This is a genomic window from Parvimonas sp. D9 (assembly GCF_035282565.1).
Taxonomy (GTDB): domain Bacteria; phylum Bacillota; class Clostridia; order Tissierellales; family Peptoniphilaceae; genus Parvimonas; species Parvimonas micra.
The window spans coordinates 1-242 of sequence record NZ_JAYKBM010000249.1 but is presented as its reverse complement, the minus strand read 5'-3'; the positions used below and the strand labels follow the sequence as shown (position 1 = coordinate 242).

General features: G+C 43.0%; 1 protein-coding gene. It reads right to left on the bottom strand.

Going from position 1 to position 242, the window contains the following annotated elements; genetic code table 11:
* Positions 1 to 24 precede the first annotated feature (24 nt).
* Positions 25 to 242 (bottom strand): cyanophycin synthetase family protein (locus VJI94_RS08760; RefSeq protein WP_324009094.1); only part of this gene is annotated, 218 nt, incomplete at its 5' end.

The following is a 242-nucleotide window of genomic DNA, read 5'->3' as shown; positions in this document are numbered from 1 at the left end:
ATCTTCCCGAATTTCGCGTACGCGCTAAATATCATCAGACAAGTCATACATCATTCCATCAACCAGTGCCTGTGCAATACGTACCGATGCTTTGGCAGCGTACACACCTGCATCTTCTTCCATATAATTAAACACTACATGGTATTCACCTTCTTTACCCGTTCCTCTTGTTCTGCCAAAACCACAATTCATACCGGCAAGGGTTTGTAACTCGAGTGCAATATGTTCAATTACATGACCCA